Annotated in this window: 1 protein-coding gene; it reads left to right on the top strand. The window is 64.2% G+C overall.

Translation table 11 applies throughout. From position 1 onward, the window contains the following. Positions 1-229 (top strand): hypothetical protein (locus tag ACPYOG_RS21200; RefSeq protein ID WP_481296004.1); only part of this gene is annotated, 229 nt, incomplete at both ends.

The raw sequence follows: 229 nt of genomic DNA, 5'->3' as shown, positions 1-229 counted from the left end.
CACCTGGGTTTCCGCCGGCTACGGCTGGCTGGTGCTGATCATCCCCATCCTCGTGGCTGCGCCCGCCTATTTCTCCGGCGGGCTGACCTTCGGCCAGCTCATGGTGGCAGTCGGCGCCTTCAATCAGGTCAATTCGGCCCTGCGCTGGTATGTTGCCAATTTCGGACCGATCGCCGAATGGCGCGCCACGCTGATGCGCGTCACCGATTTCCGCAAGGCACTGACGGAG

It is taken from the genome of Leifsonia sp. HAY1-4F, from assembly GCF_056755275.1.
The sequence above is the reverse complement of the archived record's forward strand: the minus strand, read 5'-3'. Positions and strand labels throughout refer to the sequence as shown.